Here is a 20,319-nt window from a genome sequence, read left to right as displayed (position 1 = left end):
AAAATGACTAAGGCAAACAATATTGGTTGGAATTTTGATAATAGCTATGCTCGTCTACCAAGTTCATTCTATAGCCAACTTCAATTAAATCGCGTGCATGCGCCCGAATTGGCGATTCTAAATGAAGCAGTGGCAAAGTCCCTTGGATTAGATTATAGTGCGCTTCAACAAGAAGATGGTATTGAGGTGCTTGCAGGTAACGAGATACCAAAGGGAGCATTGCCGCTTGCACAGGCATATGCAGGACATCAATTTGGGCATTTTAATATGTTAGGGGACGGTAGAGCACTCCTTCTAGGCGAACAAATAACACCTTCAGGGGAGCGCTATGACATCGGACTCAAAGGTTCAGGACGAACACCTTACTCTAGAGGAGGAGACGGCCGCGCAGCACTTGGTCCGATGCTTCGTGAATATATTATTAGCGAAGCAATGTATGCGTTAGGCATCCCAACTTCCCGTAGTTTGGCAGTAGTGACAACAGGAGAAACAGTACTTCGTGAAACAGAACTACCTGGTGCGATTTTGACGCGTGTTGCAAGTAGTCATTTACGTGTAGGGACATTTCAATATGCGGCACAATGGGGTAGCGATGAAGAGCTTCAGAAGTTAGCTGATTATGCAATCCAACGCCATTTCCCAATGATTGAACAGACGCAAAATCGCTATTTGAGCTTGCTTCAAGAAGTTATGAAAAGACAGGCAGCCCTTATTGCCAAATGGCAACTAGTCGGCTTTATCCATGGTGTAATGAACACAGATAATATGACGATTAGCGGTGAAACGATTGATTATGGTCCTTGTGCTTTTATGGATCGTTATAATCCAGCAACAGTTTTTAGCTCCATCGACCGACAAGGACGCTATGCCTATGGCAATCAGCCGCCTATTGGAGGATGGAATATTACGCGTTTTGCTGAAACGCTCCTTCCACTTATCCATGACGACCCTGAAGATGCTGTAGCATTAGCTCAGCAAGTAATTGAACAATATCCGCAGTTGTATTATACAAACTGGTTAGCGGGAATGCGAGCAAAGCTTGGTCTCTTTAATGAAGAACAGCAAGATGCCACACTGGTAGATGAACTTTTAACGTTAATGGAAAAGCATGAAGCTGATTATACAAATACATTCCGTTCACTAACGTTTCAAAGATGTGAAGGAACGGCACTTTTTGATAGTAAGGAATTTAAAAAGTGGTACGAACAGTGGCAAGCAAGAAGACAAAGGCAAGAACCATCCAAAGCACAATCACAGCAGTTAATGCGAGACACGAACCCTGCAGTTATTCCGCGAAACCATCGGGTAGAAGAAGCGTTAGAAGCGGCTGTTACACGCGGTGATTATCGTGTTATGGATAAGCTATTACAGGTGCTATCTCAGCCGTACGCGCATTTAGCGGAACAAGAAGCATATGCCACACTACCAGCACCATCCAACTGTCCATATCAAACGTTTTGTGGCACATAATTGACTGAAAACAAAGGATTATTTCTTGTCCTTTGTTTTTATTTTGTCGTAACACGAGGGAGCGGTAACAGCACAAAACCTTTGCGCATACGCTATGGATGACTAATAGAAAAGGAGACGGTGCAACGTGCATCAATATTCAAAAGGTTGGTTTGTCAAAGAGCTACGCGCAAAAGGAATTTTAGTGCATCCTCAATTAAAAACACATCTAGGCAAGTTTAAAGAATCTGAATTACGAAATTTATATTACCGCTACGTGGAACTACAACAAACCGATACGGAGCAATCATAGTCTTTTTCACCAAGACGAAAAACCAGATTGATGGACAAATGCACATTGTCGATGAATCTGGTTTTTTATTTATTATGAATAAAAGCTGTAGCAAAACTGCATGACGATCGCATTTGCAATCATGTCCGACATAGCAAGTGCCTCTGCCTCTATATCATCAAACACTTGCACGTCTGATTGATAGTCTTTTTGAATCATCGTCACGGCTTCTTTTTTCGTTAAAGCTAAATGGCGATAAAACATTTGCTGCACAGCTTCTTTAGTTAAATATGGATTAATGGAACTTAAAAATATGGCAATGTCATCTGCATTACGATACCATTCTTGTTCTTTTGCCGCTGCTGTTGCCGCATCTCCTTTATTCGCCGCTGTGACAAGCTGCGCTGCAATAAGTAAATGCTCTTTTATCAACTCTGCATAGCGATCTGCTATTTGATCGCCATAAAATGGGCGCAGACAATTGCCTAAATCCGTCGCATTGCGTAAAAGACGTGCTTGCACAAATGGTAAATCCGGCAAACTAAAGACAATACTTATAATGGTCATCCTCGTCCAATTAACATGCTCCATCCACAACAGTCGATTCATCGCCATAAAATCAGACTCTGCTTTACTAATGCACCTGCGATGATCCTGTTGTGGCTGTAAAAAGTGCCGAATAGGCGCAGTATATTGGTTGGATGGAGCTGTATAGATGGCGCTTAAAGAATTCCCGAAATAGCTGTTTGAATATGGAAACAATGCACATTCACTCCCTTAAAAAATTCATTCTAGTGTAGAATACTCTACACGATCCTGGAATGTGCAAAAATCAAGGCACGTTTCATTATTCCTCATAGATCATTTTCTTTGTCATGCCTCCATCGACCGTAATATTAATCCCTGTGACAAATCGATTCGCTGGATTTGTTAAGTACAAACATGCTTGCGCAATATCTTCCGGCACACCAACACGCCCTACTAGATGTTGTTCATGATCAATAGCACGTAGCTGTTCATAATCACCTGTTTCAATCCAACCAGGTGATATACAATTGACCGTAATGTTATCTGGACCGAAAGAGCGGGCTAATGCATGCGTTAACGCTACAATACCGCCCTTGGAAGCGGCATACGCTTCACTATAAGGCTCAGACATAAAAGCCCTTGTAGAGGCTAAAGAAACAATCGAACCACCAAGCTCATTTGTCCGCATGATTTTAGCCGCTTCTCTAGAACAGAATAAAACACTCGTTAAATTCGTTTGTAAAAGATTATGCCATTGCGCAACCGTAATATCATAAGGTGACACATGCTCAAACTTACCCGCATTATTAATTAAAATCGTAATCGTCCCAAAATGTTGGACCGTTTGCTGCATTAACGCAACAATATCTTGTTCCTTTGACACATCCGTCTCCACAAACAATGCCGAATACCCTTGCTCATTACACTCTTGCGCTAATTGATGACCCAGCTCTACATTCACATCTGCAATTACAACCTTGGCACCACGCTGTGCATATGCTCGTACAATCCCTTCTCCAATTCCTTGCGCACCACCAGTCACCACAACCACCGACTTTTCAAACATACACATACCTCCATTTTTGCTTATTATTTTAACAAAAAATAAGACAATGTAATGCAGTGAAATAACATAAAGAAAGCTATAGCTTCATACAATAAATAGGTATATAATATTTTCAAGGCAAACCTTGCCTCCATAGTAAAATTCATGTTGACATTATGTAATAAAGGACATATAATAAATATTGTCTTTCCTAAGAGGTTTTTAGGAACACACACCATGTCTCAGTAGCTCAGCAGGATAGAGCAACGGCCTTCTAAGCCGTCGGTCGGGGGTTCGAATCCCTCCTGGGACGTCTAAAAACAGGGTTTAAGGCCTTGAGGTATAAGGGTTTGAGAGAAATTAGGGATTCGGTCAGGGCTTCGGTCCGAGAGGTTGAATCCCTTTTTTCGTTCCTCAAATATTTATGAGTTTCCGAAATCATCTTCCAATCAAAATTTTGAATGGAGGATTTTTTTTATGACAAAAAAGTCTGGATTGTTTGAAGTAGATATTGATTTAGCTTTATTAAAGCTTGAGTCAGAAATATTGGTTGAACCTAAAAAAGAAGCATCGAAAAAGATTGATGAAGCGGTTGAAATTGTGATTAAACAAATGGAATCTAGTGGCTATCGACCTCGTACCATAATAGATTATGAAACGATTGTGAGAAACTTAAGAAAGCCCAAGCTATCGAGTATTTATCAGAAATTACACTAGGTACTATCTATAACTGGCTGGACCAAATGCAAGTGTGTAATCAAACAAAACAAACACGATTAAAGGCTCTGAAATCGTTTTTAAGTAAGTGTTTTAATAATGGTTGGTACAATACAAAGTTTTGGCAGACAGTTAATGTGAAGGTTGATAAAAAAGTAAAGAGTGGAGCGAATGAGAGTGATGTGAAATTATTGTTATCACTTTTGGATGTGAATACATTTGTGGGATTGCGTGATGCAGTTGCCATTTTGACCATGTATAAAACAGGCATTCGTATTAATACATTAGGGCAGTTAGAAGAAAAGCATATTGATTTAGAAGAGGGATTACTAAAGCTTGATGGTGACATTTTGAAAAATCATAAATTACTAAAACTACCTATTGATAATCAATTACTCCAGCTATTTAAAGTACTTATTCACCAAAACAATAAAATTAGAAATCATTATGGCGAGAAAAATGAAAACATCTTCGTTTCTAATAAAGGGACGCCAATAAATACAAAATCAACGAATAATGCTATCTCCAAACAACTCACTAAATACAGTAAAAAATACGGTTTGAAGAATATTAATGCACATGCTCTAAGACGTGCTTTTGCGAAAAACTTATTGAATAAGGGTGCGAATATAGCATTAATTTCTAAAGCTTTAGGCCATTCAAATTTGGAGGTAACGACGCAATATTTGGATTTAGATGTTGAGGAAGTTGCGAGTAATCTACGAGATTTTTTGTGATTTGTAAATTAAAGTAAATTTGGTAAATGTGTTATCAATGATAATTCAGGTTATATTATTATTCCCAACTGCCTCAAATTGTTTCAATAAAAGATTTTTTTGCCTTATTGTCAGAACATAAAAGAGTGCTACTTCTGATAACAATCAAAAATAGAATAAAACACTGCGCTGTCGTCGGAGCAAAGAAAGGGGAACAGGAGAAATCTCACGGATTTACCCGCTTTTTCGTGTAGAGGGCACGATGGTTTGATTTATAGCCAGTCGGCTATAGTAGTAATGTTTATATTGATAGATTACGAGATGAAGAATTAGTATCCTATATTGGCAATATATAAATGGATGCATTTCTAACAGTATTTGTCGGGCATTATACAAATGACTTTTTGAACTCATGTAAAGTGTGATTTGCACAGAAGAGAGAAATAGTTGGACAAAGCTTTTTGTACGATACACTCCTCAAAACAGAAGCACATTGCGACATCTTTAATGCTCCAATTTTTAAAGATACATCTAAAGCAGTTATTCGAAATGAAGTAAGTAGTTGGAAAGCGTAAGAAAAAGCAATCACTAGAATCCCTATTTACTGAAAGAAAAGAGCAATGGTTAAAGTACTATCTAAACATCTAATAGCTACACGTAAAGAATTAAGCAAAGTCAACTATAGTTTGTACGCATGGTTATGGATTCATGAACGCAAGTGGTTTGATGAAGTGATACCGAAAGGTCAACGTAATAATGTGTGAATGTTAAATGGAGTGTATGTTGTGTTAGCAATGTTGATATCTTCAAAGAGTTGAAAACACCATTGGTAAGTTTGAAGCACCAAAGTATAAAAAAATGGTGGATAAAAATGGCGTTTTTGAATCGGCCTTGATATAGTTATAAGAAGAGATATTACATTTAAAATGTAAAATTATTTAAATATTGATAGGTGGCTGAAATGAAATGGCGGAAGTAAATGAGGTATCTAGTTTAACTGATTTTATTAATAATGATAGTTGTTGTTTGATTTTTGATACAAATATTTATCTTAATTTATATGAATATTCTCCAGAAACAACTGATTTCTTTGTGAAATTGTGTGAGCATATCAAACATAAGCTATATTTGCCAAGTACAGTTAAAAGGGAGTTTGATAATAATCATCATTCTTCTTTAAGTAGACAAAGAAATAAATTTAAAAATGCTGTATCGAATTTAATTAATCCATTGAATCAGATGGAAGCTAAATTAAGCCACCAATTTGAGATTTTAAGGTCATTTAATTTTCCGAGTATAGATGATTTACAAGAAACTGTTAATGCAAATATAGGAACTTTAAATAGGACTTTAAACACATATATTGATTCACATCAAGAGTTTGAAGAGATAAATAGTCGATTTTTAGATAGTGACATTGTAAATGAATTGATTTGCGAAATAATAGAAAATGACCGTATGCTAGAAGCTTTTACACTTGAAGAAATATATCAACATTGTAGCGACGGGGAGAAAAGATACAAAAATAAAGTGCCACCAGGATATAAAGATGATGAAAAGAAAAAAGGAATTAATGCCTTTGGCGATTTTCTAATTTGGAAAGAAGCTTTAAATTTTTGCCAAGCAAATAATAAGAACCTAATATTTGTTACAGATGATGTTAAAGAAGATTGGTATAGGATGGAAAATTCTAGAAGAATCGGATTCAGAGAAGAACTCGTAAATGAATTTAAGAGGATAACATCTTGTGAAGTAATAGGTGTTACTTCGAGTGAATTATTTAGTGAACTAGCAGAAGTTTATGGAGAAGAAATTCCATCAACTGCTGAATGGATAATCGGATACGATGTGGAAAATTATTTGGATGCGGTTAAAGATTCAGGCATAGATATGGATATTGAAGAGTTATTGTTAAATTCTTTAGAAGGTTATATAGATACGTCATCATTATCTAGCTATGATGGGACAAATTTTGAGTATCAGGATGATTCGTTTGAAATCGCATATATTTCAGGAGCTTTTGAAGGGTATGATGATGGAACAGCAGAATATAACCTAACATTTGATATAAAGGCTAAATGTGATACTAATGAATATTACGGGAGAGATGGAGATTCTAAAGAAATCCTCCTTTCACCAACAAGGACTCATGATATAGAGGGAAGGTTTGAGGTACGATTAGTTAGAAGGATTGATTCATATTTAGATTACTGGGATGATGTAAATCTGTATGATGAAATTGAGATAATTGATGGTTTATTTGTGGAAACTTCAATTCTTAGAAGTGAAGATATTTGTATTGAGTGCGGTGTACGGAGAGGTATTTATTTAGATTATAATCAAGAGCCTATTTGTGAAAGATGCATTGATAGTAACGAACATGGAGAGATATGTACAAGTTGTGGTTTTAAATTTCCTGTAGAGCATATGTTTGATGAAAGTACTTGTTATGGATGTTCTTCCCGTGAATTTGATTGAACCTTAGAGATTTGCCCGTTTTCCTACTATGTTAGAGCATAACAAGCTTGCGCAAAATTAGTACAAAACTTGCTACAATGTAAGATTAGAGCTAAAGTAAAGAGACTAGGACAAAAGAAATTTAACAAGAAAAAACCCCGGACTATATTACGGAATATTAATTCAATATTTCGAAATATAGTTCGGGGTTTTGGTTTATATGCTTCGTTAATTTAAAAAATTATCCGAATTTTATAACGGTTTTAGTTATGTCCTTGTCTCTTTTTTGTGTGAGAAATACATTAAATGGCTATTCGATTTCTTTTTTGTCTTTGTTCCTCGAAACGCCATTTTGTTAATGCTTCTGCTTTTACGTCACTAACTACGTGTGTAATATCTGTTTTTAATAATGTATAAACGACTTTTAAGCATAAATTTATATCATTGGTTGTATAAGGAGCTGGCGGCTCATCACCATGTGCAGCGGGATTTCTTAAATCTCTATAAATTGCCGAAAATCTTTTGCATTCAAATTCAGTAAAGTACCCTTTTGAGTTACTTAATGCGGATAATCTAAAACTAAAAGGTATATTTTCCTCGTGTTTTGTATAATCTATTTTTCTATTTACTATACGTTCAGTTATGCTACCTGTTAAAAGGAAAATTGTTAAATAATCTTTATTCCAAATGGCATTCTTTAGTGATTTTTTATAACTCCATTTCTTTTTATTTAATATTGATAGAGTAGTGGGATTTGCATTTTTTATTGCATTATTAAATTGCTTTTTCAATTGTTTTTTCTTTAACATTTTAAATACCTCCCTGTTTATTCTATATTAAAATTCGTCTTTTTTTACCATCTTTATAATTTCCTTTAAGCCAAAACTGTACTCTATAAGGTCAGTATTTCGCTCATAAAAATTGTTTGTCGCGTCATTTAAAGAATCAAAATAACTGAAATCAAATATTATATCACGTTCTCCAAAATAAAGAGCTGTAGCATATTCTTCTTTACTGATTTCAATCAAGAGAACTGCATCTGCTATTGGAGTGAATTCGTCTTCGTCAGTTTCGTATTCCTCAATATTAATATCTAATATTTTGTAATTCGTATTAGTTTTTTTTAATTGGGCATGGATTTTATCCTTAATATTTTCTGATACATATCCATTGTCTATTAAGTATTGTTGGAATTCAGAATCTGCTGTGGCAGTCTGATATTCTTTTCTAATTAAGTTACTAATAGTATGGGTTCTATTGCTTGTAACATTAATCAGATAATCGTTTTGTTTTTCTATTGAGTAAATATTATAGATGGTTAGGTAGTCAAGTTTTTCTAAATCCTCTTCAGATAGTCTGAATCCAGTTACTTTATTTTCGGGTTTTTTCATAAAATATTTGCTCCTTTTCTATATGTTGTTATAAAGTTAACATTATAACAACTTGCAGTCAATGCAAAAGTTAACTTTATAATTATTTTATTGAAAGTATGCTATTTGTTTTTATATAGATAAAGCCATACATAATGCATTGGTTTTTTTTATGTGGAAAATTATACAAAAAATGATGTCGTTTAATGTGTAACTTCTGTTAACAAAAGTTAAGTGTATGAAATTTTAAAGGTGTTAGCCAGTTGAGTTGAGGGGATTTAAAGTCTCTAAAAATTGAACAGTTGAAAGGGGAAAGCTCTTTCAAGATTCAAGCCGATAAAACCAAAAAGGGACCGTCTACTTAAATTGATGGTAGATATTGCAGATTATATTGAAACACTACCAGGGAGTGAGGTGAATCTGTTCCAAAATAACGAAATTTATATTACTAAGTATGATAAAAAATTAAATGAATAGGCTACTAAAAATTTTTTAGAAGAAATCAGAAAAAATGAAGGATTATAAAAGTTTAACCATGTATCGAAGTTAGTTTTGATACATGGTTTTATAGTATTACTTTTCTGAGAAATACTTTGAACTTGAAATGCATTGCATACTTAGAAAGTATGGCAATCCACCAGATTTGAAGAAAGAAGCTGTGAGACTGTTACCAAGCATACGGAACTGATGGTGCTCCTTTTTTGTAACGGCTGAATTGACACTATTCGATAAAAACTTATCTGATTTGAATGCCGTCTTGCAAGTATGAACTAAATTAAATCTGAGACAGAAAAGACGGCAAATCAATTTATCGTGAAGTATTAAATGCCCATCAATATAAAACCTTATAACTATTTATTGTGAAAAAAGTAGACGTTTTTTTTAGTAAATATTATATAAAAAGTTTGAAAAAGTGTATACCTTCTAACAGTAGAATAAAATAGTAAAAAGCGAAACAAACAAATCTCCAAATAAGGAGACTATTTCGCTTTTATTATTAAGCTTCGAATGTACATAAAACTGTTTCTAGCTGTACAAGTAGAGCAGTTTTATTTTTAGTATATTCTTTTTGAATAAACATTTTTAATATATCGTGAAGCTCATGTAGTTCTAGGTTGCCGAAGTCTGCTAAATTATAGGGTGTTAATTTATTTATAATACGGTAGCGAGCAACTTTCTTTGATTTAAATTCCACATGAAAATATTTTTTCACCGTTTTGTTTAGGTCATTATAATTTGTAAATTCAAGTTCGGAACTAATTGTATTAAGTATCTTATTATATTCGTCTTTGGACAATGAAACATTACAATATTGTTCTAACTTTTGTATAGCAACTTTTGTTGGTACAATTTGCTTAGTAACATCCCACAATAATAATTGAATATAACCATCTAATTTTGTTTTTAATTGATTAACTTTTTGAGTAGAATCTAAAGATGGTACAATTTTTAAAAATACCTCGTACGCAATATACGGTCCGATACTAAGCAATACTTTTGCTTCTAGTTTTGTGAGAATGCTTTTAGTACGGATTTTGTCCCCGTTATCAAATTTTGTCATCAGCTCTTTATATTTCTCTGGAGATAATCTCTGATGAAGAGGAATGGATTTTAATTCTTCTTCCGAAACTTCTAAAAGGTGGTTGTATGTGTCGGTCCAATCATAAGACAAATAAGTTAATTCATTAGTGAATAGATTAGCAACATCGCAAATAAAAGAATTTCTTTTGCGTTCATATGCGTATTCTTTTACAGTAATTAGTTTATTACAAATGGCAAATTTGTCTACCTGTAACAGGTTATTTTCAATCGTTAGAAAATTGTTTTGTTCTAATATAGATAACGTTTCAAGGTGAAAATATCCAATATCCTCGTTTAATAGAGCTACTAAATGAGAGGTTTTGTTTAGTAACAAATCATAGATTTTCTGCGTATTATGAATTTCTTCATCTATATCACATTTTTGATATAAGATAGTAAATTGTTCGAATTGTTGACGGAAACGATGACTCATTTGCTCAACTGTAGTTAAATTGAATAATCGGGAATTGTGGTTAGCAACTACGACTGTTTCAAACAAATCATTTGATACATTTTCTAAGCTAACACCTTCTGCTATTACTGAAGTGGCAAGTATTACCTCATAATTTTCAGGATATAATCGCTTGTCTTCAATTGTTTTATAGGCAGGCATTTCTTTTTTTTCTGAATCAATTACTGCCGTTTTTATATTGAGTTTATTTAGCAATAAAGCTACATGTTCATTTACGTCAATAGATTGGCAATAAATTAATAATTTATGCTGCGGTAAACGTGTTAAAACATAATTTACTATAGCGTTCACCGCATCTAACTCCATCGGATAGGATACAGCAACTAAATTATTGAAATGTGGTGAATCAGGCTTTTCAACGGAGATGATTGTTGTAAATTCATCTTTAGGAATTTCACTTGTGGTGCCACTAAGTGCTATCATAGATTTTGCTGTTTTTTGACTAGAATACATATTTGAAATGGTTTGATAACGAAAATCAGTCTTATAATCCAGAATAAGTCGGTGGAACTCATCAATTACTAGATGATATATCATTTCAGGACGTTCTGCTTTTAGGGTATCTATCAAAAATGGCAGTTTGTCATATGTGCAGATAAAAATCCGATTTCCTTCCGCTAGATGATGAGTAATCTCCATTTTTAAATGGTTATTACCACCCTGAACTAAGAGAGAAGACTTAGTATGTTTCTGATAAGATTGTGAGCCAATAAAGCGAGTGGGGGTCGTGAGAATAAAGAATTCGTCTTTTGTCTCATCTGATAGTTTTTCAAATGCATTTAGAATACTAGTAGTTTTCCCAGAATTAGGAGGCGAATCAATTAGTATTCTTTCGTTGCGTGTAATCCATTCTACTGCTAGTTTTGTTGGGATTTTCCCCTTTTCTAATTCCGTTTGTTTGATAATTTCTTTTTTCATTGGTTAGTCCTCCATTAATGAATGTTTTTTGGCATACAAGACGATTCAAAAAAATGAAGTAACTATGGCTTCTGATATAAAATATCGTTATAATTGAGTTAGTTTTTATGGTTAGCACATAGCTACCGTATTTTGAATGATTGTCATTGGGGAATGACAGTCTTATAGTTGAACCTCTACGTTGGCGCTTAGAGGTTTTTTATTTCACAGATATTATAATGCAAATTTTGATTTGAAAAATCGAAAACATGTTCTAGCCTGTGTTGAGTAATAGTAACATGGTGTTTCGTATATGTAATGAGAAAAAATAACTATTTTATAGTATAAAATACTCATATGTTCAGAAGTGAACATATGAGTATTTTGGTGTTTGAAAGATAATGTATAAAAACCCGTTCTTATTTTGTTTAATGTTTGAAAGTAAACATTTAAGGAAGAAGAATGTTTATATTTTATTAAAATAGATTTCCCCTCCATTATGCCAATCAATAATTTTATTTGGGTGAATATGCGATATGACATTAGTTGCAAGAATAGGTGAATTGGTATGATATCCACCGCTAGTGTTTTTTTGAATGATGTTACTTTCTAAACATTGAAGCCAATCTACAGAAATATTTGATAATGGAATATCAATAGAAAAAATAGTAGGAATACCATGATTCTTTAATAAGTCATGGCTCAATAAATCAGCAGCTACTGCTTGTATAAACTCACTTCCATAAATCATATAGTGTCCAGAATTCAGCAATTCTTCGGTGGAAACAGTGAACCAAATACCTTCTTCGGAAGAGAGTTCCGACTGCCAACGTTTTTCAAAAGCATTTCTTATTTTTTTATCGTCAATGTAGGTACCTTTCAAGCGATGAAGTGTTTCTAAAAGCATATCATTCTTAGTAAGCGGTTTTATCCCATTTAAATAATAGGTCTCAACATCTAGTGGTCGACAGCCGTGATATCCTCGAATATGGGTATATTCCTTGGACAAATTAAAAGTTGATGTTAATTTTACTTCAACCAATTCTTCAATAATTGCTATCCTTTTCAATTTAATTTCCTCCTTCAAAATATAAAGTTCATTAGGTGTAGCGATAGACTTCGGGGTTCGACCACTTTTCATCCACAAAGTCTATTATTTCTCATATACTCAATATATCAAAATAGAAAAGTTGATATTTATGGAATGTAAAGATTTTAATTAGGCAGTACAATATTGAAATAGGGCAGAATGTGCAATGATAATGCTAGTTAAAGATACGGTAGGGGTTTGGACAATCGTTTTTGGTTGCAATTAGTAGGATGCCTAGCATAGCAAGTTTTTTGATAGCGTTATAGGGGAAAAAGTTAACTTCCCAGCGCAATTTATAACAACATGTGTAACGAGATAATCGATAGCCTACTTTGATTCTACAAAAAAAGTAACCAGGAATACCGGTTACTTTAAGTGGACTATTATTGATGAACAGATAGTATAGCTGCATTTATCATCATTTCTTTTTGTTCTTCTGTTAAAATTTTTCCTTCGTAATACAATTCCTGAATTAAAAAGAAATCTCGTATCTCTAGTGGTTGAACCAGCATTGATTGCAACTGGTCATCTAAAAATAGGTTTGGATTTGCATTTAGTGCTTTGCAGATTAATGAGAAAATTGCCAAACTCATATTTGTATGAATTTCATTTTCTAATTTAGATAAATACGATGCGGTGACGCCAGTTTTGTTTGCTAACTCTCTTAAAGATAATCCACGGTCTGAACGTAAAATTCGTATGATGTTACCACAGCTAAGTTTTCCAATTTCTTTTGACATAGATATTACCTCCAATAATGTCTCGGTTAGAGAACCCCTTTTTTCTCGAAAGATTTTTCATTATAGATAAAAGTGAAAATAATTATTCCTATGTATAAAAGAATTATTGAAGATTTATTAAACTGTTATAAAAGTATTAAATGCTATACGTTAGTGTACTTTATTAAAGATTTTAATAAGAATTAATGTATTGATAATTATGAGCTACTAAAGAATTATATACAAAATCTACCACCTATGATGGCAACCATTAGTTTTCTAATTTAAATTGCCTTGCGGAAAGTCTGTAGTGGGGGCTTCTGTTTTTGTGCTTATGTTTACATAGTAGGGTCTATATGGTAATTTAGAGGTAATTATTAATAAAGGTGGTAAAAAAGTGAAGTGGATTCATGTTTTAGGCATCGTTATTTTAACAGCAATATTGAGTATAAGTGGTACGTTTTTGATTATGAAAAAGAACTCTGACAACGAAACTACTAAAACCGAGAGAGAATCAGATAGCGGTCAATCAAATTCAAAAGGCACTGCTAAAAAAGAGTTTGTATCAACAGTGGATACAAGCGGTATGGGGTGGGAAAATGCTACTTATTCCAAAAGGATTGATGAATGGAAAAGTGGAGATGAACCCTTCGTTGACAATCTAGTATCAGAAGTGCTTCAACAGATGGCGCATCAAAAGATTATCGCTGAACTGAAAGAAGGTTCTATTATGATTACGCCAGAAAGAATCAACATTCTATTACAGATGGTCGAAGCAAACAAAGATAACTATGAAAATTATGAAACGTATCTTGATATATTACAACGTTGGAAAAAGGGTGATTTTTCAACAGTTGATGATGACCATAATGTTTTGATGCGTAAGCAAGGGGGCAAACTCCCAGAAGGTGCAGCGACAGGTATTGCTTCAGAAGAACAAGAGAAGGATTATATATTCCAAGTCTTTTCTAAAGAGGTAGATGCAGTTTTTGGAACGACAGAAAAGCGTAATTAAATTATGTTTTTTCATAAGAAAGGCAGTAATGACAAGGGTTTATTCTTTGCTATTACTGCCTTCTTCTAATGGCAAGTAAAGTAATAATGTATGAACAAGAATAAAACATTTAAAAAAGGTTGTTAAATCGAATAATATTCCCCTTAGGAGGATAACCTCTCTGCTATTCTGCTTCCTCTCACGTGGAAATATTGTTTAACGGTGTATGAAGGTCAATTGTACGTTTTAAATATCTTATATTCTCATCATTTGATAAGGAAGAGGTGAATCATAATATAGCTATTTGTGCGATATTTAATCCTTTAATATACATTAGTTTCTTCTGAATCTTTCTTTCATTTTTTCAGAATGCAGTTTTACAAGGTTAAATATAACTCACCAATTAAATGTTTTTTGATTGCCATTAATTTAGTGACATGTGACGTTCTTAGCGTGATTGTAATATCACTTCCTTTTAACATGTGAATAACAACTACTTTTTTGTCAGATTTCGACATTGTATACAAATGAGTAGTTAAATATTACAGCTATTTAAGTAGATGTACGCCACCAAATACATCGTTTAATATATTTAGATTCAGGATTTCTATTTCATCTAAAACAAGGTTCTCTACAAAGTTTTTATATTTTTGATTATTCCTCAATTTATTCTCCAATTGCATATCTTCAACAACAAGTTTGAACTGAATCGTAAATCCTTGAGGTGTATCTAAAAGATAACTAAAGTATTCACGGATTTGTTTTAAGTTTTCTTCTAACTTTGGAATGTAGTTATATTTTTGATTGATATTGAAAATATAAATAATAGGGCCATGAAAGCTAACACGAGATTCAACTTTATTTTCAATGACCCAACCACCGAGGTAAATATCCCGCGCTTGCATAGCATTCAAATTGAAATTGTAGTAATAAAGTGGCTTTTCGATTGCCTTAACGTTTTGCAATTTTTGTATATTTGTCAGGCGTATACGCTCTAACTCCTCAAGTTCAAATCTAATTTTCTCCCAGCTATGCTTATATGATTGTATGCTTAACAGATTAGTCAAAATATGATGGTTTGATTTATCTTTAGCTAAAAGAGTAGTTCTTTTAGCAATCTCATCAATATACAGGTCTAACGATTCTACAACTTCTAGTTGCATAAGATTGTACAATAATACTGCATTGATATAGGCACTTTTAATCGCTTTTGATGTAGTAAAAGTAATACTGGCTACAGACGTTCTTTCTTTACTTGTTAAATAGTAAATAGCCAATTTTTTTAAACGAATGATATGACGATTACAGTAACGATGAATATGAATAATATCTGCATCTTTTAAATCCTTTAGAGCAAGAATGAATTCCTTTTCAGATATTGCAAAAAAATGCTGTAGGTATTGTTTTAATTGTGTACGCCACATAATGCCTTTTCCCAGATGGTAAATGATTTTTAAAATGTCACTGTATTGTTTAGCAACTTTCTCTTTCTTTTGTATTGTTAGCATACAGATTCCTCCTTTCTATTTAAGTAGTAAAAATCTATTGGACAGTTAATCATCTCTGCAAATATCTTTTTGGCTTTAATGTCTTCCACTGAATAATTTGACGTAATGACCTCGTAAAGACAAAGCCTACCATCCAATATATATCCTCCATCAGTTGGGCTAATCTGCTTACTTCGGATTAAGTCCTCGATTTCATCAGCTCGTGCATATTGTTGTGTTTCTTCATAAATCTTTAACGTTTGGTACAAAACATTTTGAAGTTCCTTTTCTGTTTGCCAAGTCAGACGCGTTCCTAATGGCAAATTCATATATTTTTTTGCAACAGCTAAATCATGTATTACAGACGAGGAACGATAAAAGTTTGTAATATTAAATTGTTTTGCTAATCTTTGTCCTCTTTGCGTTAATGTATAGATGAAAGTAGACATATCTTTTTTTACAAATGTAGCTTTCTTATTTATATAGCCATTTTCAATGAAGATTAGTAACCGGTGATTTGAGATGTACTGAAGAATATGCTCTTTTAACAGCACACCACATGACCGCAAAGCTTGAAGCAAGTAAATGTCGTTTTGATAGATTGAATGAATATTTTTCATTTGCATAACCCCTTTCTACTTAGAATGAGAGCGTGGAAAAAGTGAAGACCTGCATTCCCACATCTGTGCTCCTGTTATTGATAGAACGCCATATACTATACAAGTATGGGGATAGATATAACTTTTCTTCTTAAAAACATGGAAAATGATGAGTTAAATAGAGTTTATAAAAGTTTACAACCGTACTATTTTGAATTAATTTAAAACATTTTTTGATGAAAACAGTAATAATTAGTAGTGACTTTGTATACGATGAAAAAACTTATTTATAGAGGGAGGGAAATATAGTTGGAAAAATTACAGTATAAAATGTTACCGATTGAAGAAAAGTTGGTATGGCTTAATGAAGAGTTACGAAAAAAAGAACTGAAGCAAGTTGCTAGTGAAATAGGAATGTCGGCCAGCAGCCTAACAAAAGATATTTGTATAGCAGGTTATCGCTTTGACAGAACTGCTAGACAATATGTTGTTGCACAAGTGAAAAAGGAAGACGTTACTGATGAAGTGTTAGCTTATATAATGCAGCACTTTAATGCTATACAAGCTTTAATAGAGGAAGATAGGAATAGACGGAATCTATGTTTAGAGATAGATAATCGTTTATACGCTGCGCCAACAGAAGCATATCAAACTAGAAGTTTTAAGATACATCAAGAAATTTACAATGAGTTTGTTCAACTGTATGAGGAACAATTTCGACATTTAAAAATGCAACATGTGGTTTCGTTAGCGATTGCAAAATTTGTGAAAAGGTATAAATAGAATTGATTATTTCTGAATATAAATAGGAGCCAAAAGTGTAATGAAGTGAACATTTTGAATAAACAGTGTTATTTAAAAACGGAATTTTTCTATTAAAGTTTATTTAAAATCAAACTGGAAGCGGGAGCAATTTCTAAAAGGAGGTTGCTTTTTTTAGTTGGAATAATTCTGGCAATAAGTTACAATCTGAATTAAGGATAAGGTTGGAGGGGTTAAAATAATGGGAGATAAGTATTTACCTCTATATCAGTATTTAGCAAATAGAAATGATGCAACAGTAATGCTAGATTTCGAAAAAATAGAATCAATCATAGGGTGTAAATTACCTAATTCAGCGTATCAATATCCAGCGTGGTGGGCTAATCAAAAAAACCGCCATAGTCAAACAGGGGCATGGATGGATGCAGGTTATTTTGTCCAATCTGTTAGTTTTGGCAAAACCGTAACGTTTGTAAAAGAGGCTGTTTCCATACAACTAACAACGAAAAATGTAAGTGAGACCAATACACAGCACCCTATGGATAAGATAGCGTTAAAAGTTAGTGCACTAAAAACTATAGTAATAGAAGGAACTCCTAAATTTGATGGAGAGAATCTAGATGAACAGTTCCATTTCATTAGAAAATTGTCTCGTACAATTGGGAATATAAGCAATGATTTAAGTTATTTGAGTTGTCATTATATAGAGGCATTTTTAAACAAGAACTTTAAGATGGAATTTTGCTCAGTCTTAACAAAAGCACAAGGAGCAGCGGGGCTAGATGTGGATGAGGTTACTGTTGATGGACAGAGAATTATAGGTGAACTAAAGACAACATATCCATATGCTGAATATGATTTGGGAGCAGCGCAAAAAAACAATTTTAAGAAAGATTTTGAACGTTTGCAAACTGTACAAGCAGAATTTAAATATTTTTTTGTCATTGAAGAAAAAACATTTGATATATTAAAGGAAAAATATCGGCATTTGTTGCAAGGTATTACATTGGTCTTGTTACCAGATGCACTAGATGACGTTAATGCTGTTGTATGTATAAATGAATAGGAGGGGAAATAATTGAAATTCGTATATTATAACGATACAGGAAGAAAAGTCTCTATCCATCCAGCAACAAAAGAAACATATAAAGTAGAATGTGATACGAGTACTATTCAGCCCTTGCAAGAACGTATATTTTATTTGCCAGATAACACTTACCCTTGGGTTAAAATGTGGGATTACGGGGAGAAACGAGGTCTTAGTATTATAGTAATACCACAAACTGATGAGTAATCTGAAAATGCCTCATCTTATTTAGCCTAAGAATGCATTTAAAATTAATGTTGCTTTTTATATATTTAGTATGTTAACTTTAAAGAAGTACTTTTAACATTTTTTAAGAGTTGTTAAAGTAGTTTCGAATAATTAAGAAAAAAACAATGTTTTGTTATTAATGGTATGATTAGAATGATTATATAAGTATTATAGAAGATATATTAAATAAGTATCTGTGCATATATGCAAATGGTTTTAAAAAAAATCCATTTGTTGTTTATATGTAACAGATACTTTTTTTATTGTCTTATAGAGAACACAATTTCGTTTTTTTATGTAAATATATGTAAAATATGAAGCTTGCTAGTTTTGAGACACGTAATCTTTAAATAATTAAAAATTGTATTTAATATCAATTATTGTGTAAAATAATGTAAAAATATGTTTGGTGGTGATGGAAATTAGTCTTAATTTGTTTACAAACATACCTAATAACTTCTTCTCAATCCTCTCAGGAAATCTAAAAGAAGTCCATACGGATTTGCTTTATTTAGTATACGAACATTATAAAAAAACGATTTACGTCATCGAAAAAGATGTTGTTATTGATTTATTTGTCGAGTATTTAGAAATCAATGACGATACAGATAAGTATACAGAAAATGAGGAGTTTATAAAAGACTTACGTGAAAGAGCGCACCATTATCTTCTGAAATTTTGTCAACATGGGTGGTTGTATCAAGAACAATATTTAGATTATAGATATAGAATATCTATACCAGATTACTCTATAAGACTACTAGATACCTTTGAGAAAATTTCATCTGGATACCAAATGGAGTTTAGTGGAACTGTACTTGCAATCTATCAAAATTTATCGGGAGAAGCGGGTAGTTCTTATTATGCCATTCAGCAAGCATATGAGAATACCGTTTCATTAATAAATGGTTTAAAGGAACTCAATCACAACATCAAAAATTATATAGAAAAGTTAATGGAGCAAGATAATGCTAAGGAAGTATTAGAGCAACTATTCAATGAGTACAACGAAAAGGTATTAGGAAGACATTATTATAGGTTGAAATCCTCGGATAATGTATCAAAGTATAGGACAAAGACCATAGATAGAGTGAGGAATTTAAGGCATCAGCTACATAATATTGAAGCCCAAGCTCAGATTATGGTCAAAGAGCAATTTGCTAATACAGTAACAGAAGCTGAAAATATGTTATTTGATTGGTTAGAAGCTATTGAAAATGCCTTTGAAAATATCTATGCAATAATGAGAGAAATTGATGAAAGGAATAGGAAGTATCATAGAGCTGCTATTACACAAATTAATTTTCATCTTAATAAATCCGGCAACTTTACATCAATGGTAAATAACATTTTATGCTTTTTAGCTAATGCTTCAAAAGAAGGAGATAGCTCTTTTAAAAATCAAATTGAGGATGAATTAGAGCAATTTATTGAGTTATATACTCAACAGTATATAGATGGAAAAAGTATAAAAACTATTAATAAAAGAAAACAAGTAATTCAACAGACTCCTATGAAAAATAGAACAGTTAGTGAAGATGTAAAAAACAAAAAAATTAAAGAATATAAGCAACAATTACAAAATGAAATCACAGTACAAAAAGTTAATAAATATGTAAATACAATTTTAACGGATAGGTCTAGTCTAAACTTATCAGATTTTCCTTTCAATAATAAAGAAGACTATATCAATATGATATTTACTGTACTACACAGTACTAACAATAAAGCTACTTATTTAGTGAAGCTGAAAGATGAAAAAATAAAACATTTAGATGTTGAGAAGGGGACTATTCCAAATATGGAAGTAGAAAAAAGGGAGGAATGAA

At 32.8% G+C, this 20,319-nt stretch carries 20 protein-coding genes and 1 tRNA gene; 12 read left to right on the top strand and 9 right to left on the bottom strand.

The window, feature by feature from the left end; genetic code table 11:
* Nucleotides 1-3: 3 nt before the first annotated feature.
* Both MHH88_RS16075 and MHH88_RS16070 read left to right on the top strand, forming a co-directional pair.
* Nucleotides 4-1,470: a YdiU family protein gene (locus tag MHH88_RS16075; RefSeq protein ID WP_339259372.1), complete on the top strand. Its 1,467-nt coding sequence runs from the start codon at nucleotides 4-6 to the stop codon at nucleotides 1,468-1,470.
* 127 nt (nucleotides 1,471-1,597) lie between these two features.
* Nucleotides 1,598-1,762: a DUF2639 domain-containing protein gene (locus tag MHH88_RS16070; RefSeq protein WP_081328050.1), complete on the top strand. Its 165-nt coding sequence runs from the start codon at nucleotides 1,598-1,600 to the stop codon at nucleotides 1,760-1,762.
* A 72-nt stretch (nucleotides 1,763-1,834) separates the two neighbouring features.
* Here MHH88_RS16070 and MHH88_RS16065 read toward each other — a convergent pair whose 3' ends face one another.
* Entirely contained in the window at nucleotides 1,835-2,503 is a 669-nt protein-coding gene (locus MHH88_RS16065; protein WP_339259370.1) for a hypothetical protein, read from the bottom strand.
* Between the two features lie 85 nt (nucleotides 2,504-2,588).
* Nucleotides 2,589-3,335, bottom strand: coding sequence for a glucose 1-dehydrogenase (locus tag MHH88_RS16060; RefSeq protein ID WP_258841888.1), 747 nt, complete (start codon nucleotides 3,333-3,335; stop codon nucleotides 2,589-2,591).
* Between the two features lie 218 nt (nucleotides 3,336-3,553).
* Between MHH88_RS16060 and MHH88_RS16055 the strand changes: the two genes are divergently transcribed.
* From MHH88_RS16055 to MHH88_RS16035, 5 genes are all read left to right on the top strand, one after another.
* Nucleotides 3,554-3,627 (top strand) — tRNA-Arg (locus tag MHH88_RS16055).
* A gap of 164 nt (nucleotides 3,628-3,791) precedes the next feature.
* Complete coding sequence (locus MHH88_RS16050) at nucleotides 3,792-4,031, top strand: hypothetical protein (RefSeq protein WP_339259366.1); 240 nt, start codon at nucleotides 3,792-3,794, stop codon at nucleotides 4,029-4,031.
* A 137-nt stretch (nucleotides 4,032-4,168) separates the two neighbouring features.
* A complete protein-coding gene (locus MHH88_RS16045; RefSeq protein ID WP_339259364.1) occupies nucleotides 4,169-4,768 on the top strand; it encodes a site-specific integrase in 600 nt (199 codons plus the stop codon).
* A 599-nt stretch (nucleotides 4,769-5,367) separates the two neighbouring features.
* A complete protein-coding gene (locus MHH88_RS16040) occupies nucleotides 5,368-5,511 on the top strand; it encodes a hypothetical protein (RefSeq protein ID WP_339259362.1) in 144 nt (47 codons plus the stop codon).
* 202 nt (nucleotides 5,512-5,713) lie between these two features.
* Nucleotides 5,714-7,225: a PIN domain-containing protein gene (locus MHH88_RS16035; protein WP_339259360.1), complete on the top strand. Its 1,512-nt coding sequence runs from the start codon at nucleotides 5,714-5,716 to the stop codon at nucleotides 7,223-7,225.
* 281 nt (nucleotides 7,226-7,506) lie between these two features.
* Here the strand turns inward: MHH88_RS16035 and MHH88_RS16030 are convergent, their stop codons facing one another.
* From MHH88_RS16030 to MHH88_RS16010, 5 genes are all read right to left on the bottom strand, one after another.
* Nucleotides 7,507-8,013, bottom strand: coding sequence for a hypothetical protein (locus MHH88_RS16030; protein ID WP_339259358.1), 507 nt, complete (start codon nucleotides 8,011-8,013; stop codon nucleotides 7,507-7,509).
* A gap of 27 nt (nucleotides 8,014-8,040) precedes the next feature.
* Nucleotides 8,041-8,595 (bottom strand): hypothetical protein, encoded by a 555-nt coding sequence (locus MHH88_RS16025; RefSeq protein ID WP_339259356.1) that lies wholly within the window; start codon nucleotides 8,593-8,595, stop codon nucleotides 8,041-8,043.
* A 976-nt stretch (nucleotides 8,596-9,571) separates the two neighbouring features.
* Nucleotides 9,572-11,545 (bottom strand): DEAD/DEAH box helicase, encoded by a 1,974-nt coding sequence (locus MHH88_RS16020; RefSeq protein WP_339259354.1) that lies wholly within the window; start codon nucleotides 11,543-11,545, stop codon nucleotides 9,572-9,574.
* A 445-nt stretch (nucleotides 11,546-11,990) separates the two neighbouring features.
* Complete coding sequence (locus MHH88_RS16015; RefSeq protein ID WP_339259352.1) at nucleotides 11,991-12,593, bottom strand: hypothetical protein; 603 nt, start codon at nucleotides 12,591-12,593, stop codon at nucleotides 11,991-11,993.
* Nucleotides 12,594-12,997: 404 nt separating this feature from the next.
* Nucleotides 12,998-13,354, bottom strand: a complete 357-nt coding sequence (locus MHH88_RS16010; RefSeq protein WP_339259350.1) for a helix-turn-helix transcriptional regulator — start codon at nucleotides 13,352-13,354, stop codon at nucleotides 12,998-13,000.
* Nucleotides 13,355-13,730: 376 nt separating this feature from the next.
* On the opposite strand from MHH88_RS16010, the gene MHH88_RS16005 reads away from it, so the two are divergent.
* The gene (locus MHH88_RS16005) at nucleotides 13,731-14,348 is read left to right on the top strand and encodes a DUF6241 domain-containing protein (RefSeq protein ID WP_339259348.1); all 618 of its coding nucleotides are present in this window, start codon (nucleotides 13,731-13,733) and stop codon (nucleotides 14,346-14,348) included.
* Nucleotides 14,349-14,875: 527 nt separating this feature from the next.
* Here the strand turns inward: MHH88_RS16005 and MHH88_RS16000 are convergent.
* Both MHH88_RS16000 and MHH88_RS15995 read right to left on the bottom strand, forming a co-directional pair.
* Nucleotides 14,876-15,835, bottom strand: coding sequence for a hypothetical protein (locus tag MHH88_RS16000; RefSeq protein ID WP_339259346.1), 960 nt, complete (start codon nucleotides 15,833-15,835; stop codon nucleotides 14,876-14,878).
* Nucleotides 15,829-16,434, bottom strand: coding sequence for a hypothetical protein (locus MHH88_RS15995; protein ID WP_339259344.1), 606 nt, complete (start codon nucleotides 16,432-16,434; stop codon nucleotides 15,829-15,831). The genes MHH88_RS16000 and MHH88_RS15995 overlap by 7 nt, the downstream gene beginning before the upstream one ends.
* Nucleotides 16,435-16,722: 288 nt before the next feature.
* Between MHH88_RS15995 and MHH88_RS15990 the strand changes: the two genes are divergently transcribed.
* The 4 genes from MHH88_RS15990 (at nucleotide 16,723) to MHH88_RS15975 (ending at nucleotide 20,318) form a co-directional block, all read left to right on the top strand.
* Nucleotides 16,723-17,196, top strand: coding sequence for a hypothetical protein (locus MHH88_RS15990; protein WP_339259342.1), 474 nt, complete (start codon nucleotides 16,723-16,725; stop codon nucleotides 17,194-17,196).
* A 220-nt stretch (nucleotides 17,197-17,416) separates the two neighbouring features.
* The gene (locus tag MHH88_RS15985; RefSeq protein WP_339259340.1) at nucleotides 17,417-18,241 is read left to right on the top strand and encodes a hypothetical protein; all 825 of its coding nucleotides are present in this window, start codon (nucleotides 17,417-17,419) and stop codon (nucleotides 18,239-18,241) included.
* Nucleotides 18,242-18,253: 12 nt separating this feature from the next.
* A complete protein-coding gene (locus tag MHH88_RS15980; protein WP_339259338.1) occupies nucleotides 18,254-18,469 on the top strand; it encodes a hypothetical protein in 216 nt (71 codons plus the stop codon).
* 436 nt (nucleotides 18,470-18,905) lie between these two features.
* Nucleotides 18,906-20,318, top strand: coding sequence for a Wadjet anti-phage system protein JetA family protein (locus MHH88_RS15975; protein WP_339259336.1), 1,413 nt, complete (start codon nucleotides 18,906-18,908; stop codon nucleotides 20,316-20,318).
* Nucleotide 20,319 lies beyond the last annotated feature (1 nt).

This window comes from Lysinibacillus sp. FSL K6-3209 (genome assembly GCF_037976175.1).
GTDB classification, from domain to species: Bacteria; Bacillota; Bacilli; order Bacillales_A; family Planococcaceae; genus Lysinibacillus; species Lysinibacillus sphaericus_D.
Note: the sequence above shows the minus strand (reverse complement) of the source record. Positions and strands in the feature narration are given on the sequence as shown.

What these genes read in the sequence shown, in the direction of transcription:
- MHH88_RS16075 (WP_339259372.1), top strand. Translation starts at nt 4, where the DNA reads ATGACTAAGGCAAACAATATTGGTTGGAATTTTGATAATAGCTATGCT.
- MHH88_RS16060 (WP_258841888.1), bottom strand. Translation starts at nt 3,335, where the DNA reads ATGTTTGAAAAGTCGGTGGTTGTGGTGACTGGTGGTGCGCAAGGAATT.
- MHH88_RS16050 (WP_339259366.1), top strand. Translation starts at nt 3,792, where the DNA reads ATGACAAAAAAGTCTGGATTGTTTGAAGTAGATATTGATTTAGCTTTA.
- MHH88_RS16040 (WP_339259362.1), top strand. Translation starts at nt 5,368, where the DNA reads ATGGTTAAAGTACTATCTAAACATCTAATAGCTACACGTAAAGAATTA.
- MHH88_RS16035 (WP_339259360.1), top strand. Translation starts at nt 5,714, where the DNA reads ATGGCGGAAGTAAATGAGGTATCTAGTTTAACTGATTTTATTAATAAT.
- MHH88_RS16030 (WP_339259358.1), bottom strand. Translation starts at nt 8,013, where the DNA reads ATGTTAAAGAAAAAACAATTGAAAAAGCAATTTAATAATGCAATAAAA.
- MHH88_RS16025 (WP_339259356.1), bottom strand. Translation starts at nt 8,595, where the DNA reads ATGAAAAAACCCGAAAATAAAGTAACTGGATTCAGACTATCTGAAGAG.
- MHH88_RS16020 (WP_339259354.1), bottom strand. Translation starts at nt 11,545, where the DNA reads ATGAAAAAAGAAATTATCAAACAAACGGAATTAGAAAAGGGGAAAATC.
- MHH88_RS16010 (WP_339259350.1), bottom strand. Translation starts at nt 13,354, where the DNA reads ATGTCAAAAGAAATTGGAAAACTTAGCTGTGGTAACATCATACGAATT.
- MHH88_RS16000 (WP_339259346.1), bottom strand. Translation starts at nt 15,835, where the DNA reads ATGCTAACAATACAAAAGAAAGAGAAAGTTGCTAAACAATACAGTGAC.
- MHH88_RS15995 (WP_339259344.1), bottom strand. Translation starts at nt 16,434, where the DNA reads ATGAAAAATATTCATTCAATCTATCAAAACGACATTTACTTGCTTCAA.
- MHH88_RS15985 (WP_339259340.1), top strand. Translation starts at nt 17,417, where the DNA reads ATGGGAGATAAGTATTTACCTCTATATCAGTATTTAGCAAATAGAAAT.
- MHH88_RS15975 (WP_339259336.1), top strand. Translation starts at nt 18,906, where the DNA reads ATGGAAATTAGTCTTAATTTGTTTACAAACATACCTAATAACTTCTTC.